The sequence below is a fragment of the Pseudaeromonas sp. HNCC25DJ182 genome (assembly GCF_055413365.1).
Genome location: NZ_JBVAYG010000012.1, coordinates 110,522 through 116,521, shown reverse-complemented (window position 1 = coordinate 116,521; position 6,000 = coordinate 110,522). Strand labels below are relative to the sequence as shown.

Sequence of the window (6,000 nt, the reverse complement as noted above, 5' to 3'; positions counted from 1 at the left end):
GGGATTCGAACCTGCGACCAATTGATTAAAAGTCAACTGCTCTACCGACTGAGCTAACGACCCACTCTTTCTGTTATCGCCGGTAGCTATGCTTCCGGTCGCCAACGGCGGCCTATATTACGGATTTAGATGACTGACGCAACAGAAAATTTCAGATTTTCGTCCGTTTGGTCAGCCTTCATCCAATGGCTGAATATTTCACACTATTCAGCCTGCAGGCTACTTGGCATTAAGCGCTTTTTGCGCCAACTGGGCAGAAGGCGTATCCGGATACTGCTTAACGACCAATTGGAAGAATTTATTGGCTTTCTCTTTGTCACCCTCACTCAAGGTAATCATCCCGAGCTTCAAGATAGCATCGGCCCGTTTGGGTGAATCCTTGAACTTCTGTGCAACAATCAGGAAGTTCGCCTTGGCATTATCCTTATCACCTTGGTTGTACAACAACTGTCCCAACCAGTAATGAGCATTCGGCACGTAACCAGACTGCGGATACTTCTGAATGAATCCCTCAAAAGCAGGCACCGCTTTAACGAAGTTTTTATCTTTCATCACCAAGCTGACGGCCGCATCATAGGCTTGGGTCTCTTCAGCGCTCGCCGTCTTAGCGGCCGGAGTCGTTTGACCGACAATCGGCGTACCCGCCGCCTGCGCACCATCAGCACTGGCTCCAGCACTTGCCGCTGCAGTAGCACTAACCGGCACTCCGGCAGGGTTTGGACTCGCTTTGAGTTTATCAAGCTCCTGATACAAGCCCTTCTGTCGCTCGGTCGCTTGCTGTAGTTTGTAATTGGCCTCTTCCAGACTACCACGTAGCTGACGCACCTCATCGCTCAATGCATCGATCTGTTGTTGCATCTCCACTTGAACGAGATTGCGGGAATTATCCAATCGTTCCAGTTTCGCCAGCCGCTCTTCTACTGACAATTCATCAGCATGCAACAAGCTAGGGAAACCAACGGAAAAAAGAGCGGCCATAAAAATGGCCGCTTTCATCGATACGGTATTCATCAACCGTTAGACCTTAGTAAACCAGAACAGCGCGACGGTTCTTGGAGAAAGCATCTTCTGAATGGCTAGCATCAGCAGGCTTTTCTTCACCGTAGCTCACAACTGACAATTGGGTCGCATCAACACCCAGATTTTGCAGGTATTTGGCAACCGCTTTGGCACGACGCTCACCCAGGGCAATGTTGTACTCTGGTGTACCGCGCTCATCAGTATGGCCTTCTACCAATACCTTGATGTTGTTGTGCTCACGCAGGAAGTTGGCATGGGCTTGCAACAGCTCGGTGTATTGGCCATCGATGGCATCTTGGTCAAAGCCAAAATAGATGGTGTTGTCTTGGCGCAAAGCTTCGTACTTCTGACGCATTTGCTCATCGGCAGACAGACCTTGATCACCACCGTTCAGAGTTTCAACACCTTGCTCTTGAACGCCGGCACCTGAATCTTCGGTGCTGCTGCAAGCAGCCAGAGTGAACATAGGCAGAGCGATCATAAGGCTTTTCAGCAGATTATTGATTTGCATCTTTTTTCCTTGAATATTTTAATGTGAGGGTTAGTTCAGGAATGGTGACCAAGCAGGCGCACGAACTTCACCTGTGGTCGAAGGAAGGTTTGCCTTGAATCTGCCATCGGCAGAAACCAGCGCAAGCCCTTGTTTTCCTTGATAAACGGTACTGTAAATGATCATGCTACCGTTTGGTGCAACACTCGGAGACTTATCCGCGGAGGCCTGTGACAAAACGTATACAGCTCCTGACTCCAGGTCTTGCCGAGCAATACGATACTGCCCTTGTACCCGGCTTACCATGACCAGAGATTTGCCATCTGGACTCATCGATGCGGCCAGGTTCATGTCACCTTCCCAAGTCACACGCTGTGTAGCGCCCGTGGCCAAATCTACTCTATAAATTTGCGGTTTTCCACCCCTCTCCGAGGTAAATACCAGGCCTCGACCATCGGGGGTCCATGAGGGTTCTGTATCGATAGAACGTTCGGATGTTACCCGGGTCAGCTGACGTGAACCAACATCCAGAACATAGATATCAGGCTGACCATCTTTCGACAGAACTAATGCTAATTTACGGCCATCCGGTGACCATTCCGGAGCGCCATTGATACCAGGATAGGACGCAACCAAAGACCGGGACTGGCTATAGAGATCCTGAATATAGATGGAAGCACGACGCTTTTCGAAGCTGACATAAGCCAGCTTACGGCCATCAGGTGACCAGGAAGGCGACATCAGCGGTTCACGGGAACGCAGTAATACCCGCTCATTGTAGCCATCATAGTCAGCCATCATCAGCTGATATGGATACTGGGCACCATGGTTAAAGGAGATATAGCTAATCCGAGTCAGAAATGCGCCTCGCTCCCCAGTCAAGCGTTCATAGACGATATCCGAGATCCGGTGGGCATACTGCCGTAATTGTTTGCCAGGTACAGTGGCGACGCGACTGTCCAGCACGGCATCCGCACCACCATTCTTGCCCTTAAGCACATCCACCAATTCAAAGGTTACTTTGTACTGGTTAGCACCGGCGGGCTCAATATGCCCGACGACTATGGCTTCAATCCCCATATTGGCCCAGACCGGATAGGTGATCTCTGCCGCTGTTGTGGGTGACTGAGGCATCTGGGTTCGAGCCAGAGGAGCAAACTTGCCACTGCGCATCAAATCAGAACTGATCACATTGGCGACATCTTCAGGCAGTTGGGTACCACCTGCCCATTTGAATTGAGGTACGGCAACAGGACGACCACTATCTACCCCACCCGTGACCAGGATCTGCAGTTCAGCAAAAGCATTTTGGCTGCTCAGCAACCAGACCATCAGAAGACCTACGATTCTTTTCATCTTTACCTAATTCCAGGTTGCAATGTCAGTAACATATTCTTGTACTGTTCGTACTTATCTTTGGGGGGGGCTGGCAAGCGCTTCATTCGACTTATTGTCGCTCTCGCCGCATTACAGACAGCTTCATCCCCCGAGCCCTGTCCCAAAGCGATGACCTTTCCGTCGGCAGCAAGTTTGACACTGAGATCCACACATTGCCGACCATGCAGACGCTTATCGCCTTGCCAGTGCTGCTGGATAGTTCGCACGACCTGTACCTCATAATCTTCCACCGGCTTTGCCGCCCAAGAAACTATGGGGATCAAGGTCAGGACGACACTACCCAAAACCAGATTTATATTGTTCATGTTGAAATCCATGCTCATCACGCTAGTGAACAAGTTGTACAACGAACAACCAATCAAACGCGAGGTTGTTACCCCGCATTCCTGAACCCTGTCGCAACTTGGCACTACTGCGCGCCAGGTTGAAGGTTCAACGCCAACACCTTGTACTCATCGTATTTATCCTTCGGCGGCGCAGGGAACTTACCAATCTTGTTCACTGCCGCGATACCAGCTGAGCAAATAGCCTGGTTGCCATCACAAGAACCTATGGATAACACCAATCCGTCGGGTGCGATATTCACCCGCAAAATGGCCTCTTTGCCAAACATGGTGTTATCGATCAGCATATTCCGTTGCACCATCTCGCTGATGAGCCCGGCGTACGCATCACCATCACCACCCATTCCTGGGCCAGCCTTGTTGCCTGGAGCACCAGGAGTGTCGCTCTCGAGATCGCTGAATAGATCCTCTTCGAGCTTTTTGGCATCCTGTTGATTTTTCTTTCGAGCCTGCTCCGCTTGCTTCTTCTCTAGCGCTTTTTTCTTCGCTTCTTCAGCTTTCTTACGCTCGAGCTCCTTCTGCTTCTTCTCAGCTTCCTTTTTCTTCAATTCCGCCTGTTTCTTCTTCTCTTCTTCTTTTTTCAGTTGTTCAGCTTTTTTCAGCTCAGCCTCTTTCTTTTTCAATTCATCTTCTTTTTTCTTCAGCTCATCAGCTTTTTTCTTCTCATCAGCTTTCTTTTGCTCTTCCAGCTTTTTCTTGCGTTCTTCTTCTAGTTTTTGCCGTTCCAGCTCTTTTTTCTTGAGCTCATCTTTCTTCTTTTTCTCGAGTGCGATTTTTTTCTCAGCCTCAAGACGTTGCCGCTCAACCTCTTTCTTACGCTCTATTTCTTTCTTGGTCTTGAGCTGCTCTTGTTCCTTCCGCAAACGAATCGTCTCAGCTTCCTTCTGCTGACGGACGGCTTCGATCTCTTTCTTTTGTTCCTGAACTCGCTCTTTCTCTTCTTCCAGCTTTTGCTGCTTCTGCTGTTTAGCAAATTCCGCATGTTGCTTGAATTGCAATTGATCGATCACGACTGCATGGACCACGCCACCGCCGCCACCGCCTCCCGGACGCTTGGGTTTATCAAGATTCCATTTGAGGACAAAGGCTAGAATGAGTAAAGCGTGCAACAATAGTGACACCACCACCGGGCCGGTCATACTACGTTTCACCGTCGATTACTCCGATTATTTCTTATTGCCGACAGGTTCGGTCATCAATCCCACACTCGGGACACCCGCTTCCTTCAGCGCGGCCATCAGTTGTACAACCGCATCATAGGGTACCTTGGCGTCGCCCTGAACCACGACAGGGGACTCAGGATTCATTCGCAAATATTGTGCCACTTGCCCGGCCAGATCGACCAAGTCCAACGTCTCTCGGTGGGAGTCACCAATATCGAGAAAATAGCGCCCCGTGGCATCCACGGATGCCACGACCGGAACCTTTTGATCCTCGGACATAGGTTGAGAATCCGCCTGCGGCAGATCAACCGTGACCCCTTGCATAATGACAGGAGCGGTGGCCATAAAAATAATCAGCAACACCAGCATGACATCGATGTAGGGGACGACGTTGATCTCAGCAACCGCACGTTTTTTGCTGCGGGGATGAACTTGCATCATTGATCACCCTTGTTAACCAACTGGCGGTTCAGGATGGTAGAAAACTCATCCATGAAGTTGATATAGGCATTTTCCAACTTGCCCGCTTTGGTACTGAAACGGTTGAAAGCAATGACAGCTGGAATCGCGGCAAACAGACCCATGGCGGTTGCAATCAAGGCTTCAGCAATAGGCGGTGCCACCATTGCCAAGCTGGCATTTTTCACCGCGGCCAGTGCGATAAAGGCATGCATGATCCCCCACACGGTGCCAAACAGACCGATATATGGACTGATAGAGCCCACGGTAGCCAGCAAGGGCAAGCCAGTTTCCAGGTCATCAACCTCTCGGGATAACGAGACCCGCATCGCCCGATAGGTACCATCCATCACCATCTCCTGGCTCCGGGGGCCACCGTTGTGCAAACGGGCAAATTCCTTGAAGCCGGCAAAAAAGATCTGCTCCATTCCTGTCAACTCATCACGGCGTGCAGAGCACTCCTGATAAAGGCGGTTCAAATCAATCCCGGACCAGAAGCGCTCTTCGAATTGCTCAGAGCTATTTTTGGCTTCGCGCAGTAACCTGGTCCGTTGGTAGATAACAGCCCAGGAAGCCACCGACATGGCCAGCAGGATCAGCATGACGATCTGTACCAGCGGACTGGCTTCGAGGATCAGGTTAGTAAACGATAGTTGCGACGGTTGCACAGGTAAAAACTCCCTTGATAACGTCAGGAAATGCGGTGGGTTTCATACCGTCCAGGTTGACACAAGCAATGGTCACCCGGGCAGACATGATCAGCCGGCCAGTTTCATCTTCAATGTGTTGGGCAAAAACCAGAGAGGCTCTCTTGAGCTCAGCGATACGGCAAGTCACCAGCAACTGCTGATTAAAACAAGCCGCATGACGGAAATCGATATCCATGTGCCGAACCACGAAGGCGATGGAACGCTGTAACCAGACATCCTGTTCGACCCCCATGGCACGAAGCCACTCGGTGCGTGCTCTTTCAAGATATTTCAGGTAGTTGGCATGATAAACAATGCCACCGGCATCTGTGTCTTCGTAATAGACCCGAACCGGAAACTGAAATGATGTAGCTTGCATGGAAAGAGCAAACTCCCAGCCTAGAAATTTGAGCCTAGTGTACCCCAGCTAGATTGGG

8 protein-coding genes are annotated in these 6,000 nt (G+C 50.4%); all 8 read right to left on the bottom strand.

Translation table 11 applies throughout. From position 1 onward, the window contains the following. Window positions 1-219: 219 nt before the first annotated feature. Window positions 220-1,011, bottom strand: coding sequence for a tol-pal system protein YbgF (gene ybgF, locus ACZYUB_RS11315; RefSeq protein ID WP_463947954.1), 792 nt, complete (start codon window positions 1,009-1,011; stop codon window positions 220-222). A gap of 13 nt (window positions 1,012-1,024) precedes the next feature. Then, window positions 1,025-1,531: a peptidoglycan-associated lipoprotein Pal gene (gene pal / locus ACZYUB_RS11310; protein ID WP_463947952.1), complete on the bottom strand. Its 507-nt coding sequence runs from the start codon at window positions 1,529-1,531 to the stop codon at window positions 1,025-1,027. A 30-nt stretch (window positions 1,532-1,561) separates the two neighbouring features. Then, a complete protein-coding gene (gene tolB, locus ACZYUB_RS11305) occupies window positions 1,562-2,866 on the bottom strand; it encodes a Tol-Pal system beta propeller repeat protein TolB (protein ID WP_463947950.1) in 1,305 nt (434 codons plus the stop codon). Window positions 2,867-2,868: 2 nt separating this feature from the next. Further along, window positions 2,869-3,213, bottom strand: a complete 345-nt coding sequence (gene tolA, locus ACZYUB_RS11300; protein WP_463947948.1) for a cell envelope integrity protein TolA — start codon at window positions 3,211-3,213, stop codon at window positions 2,869-2,871. 104 nt (window positions 3,214-3,317) lie between these two features. Further along, window positions 3,318-4,403 (bottom strand): cell envelope integrity protein TolA, encoded by a 1,086-nt coding sequence (tolA, locus tag ACZYUB_RS11295; RefSeq protein WP_463947946.1) that lies wholly within the window; start codon window positions 4,401-4,403, stop codon window positions 3,318-3,320. A 15-nt stretch (window positions 4,404-4,418) separates the two neighbouring features. Next, window positions 4,419-4,853, bottom strand: a complete 435-nt coding sequence (tolR, locus tag ACZYUB_RS11290) for a protein TolR (RefSeq protein WP_460881473.1) — start codon at window positions 4,851-4,853, stop codon at window positions 4,419-4,421. Beyond that, entirely contained in the window at window positions 4,853-5,542 is a 690-nt protein-coding gene (gene tolQ / locus ACZYUB_RS11285; protein WP_463947944.1) for a protein TolQ, read from the bottom strand. The genes tolR and tolQ overlap by 1 nt, the downstream gene beginning before the upstream one ends. Further along, window positions 5,514-5,942, bottom strand: coding sequence for a tol-pal system-associated acyl-CoA thioesterase (gene ybgC / locus ACZYUB_RS11280; protein ID WP_463947942.1), 429 nt, complete (start codon window positions 5,940-5,942; stop codon window positions 5,514-5,516). Before ybgC ends, tolQ begins: the two co-directional genes overlap by 29 nt. Window positions 5,943-6,000 lie beyond the last annotated feature (58 nt).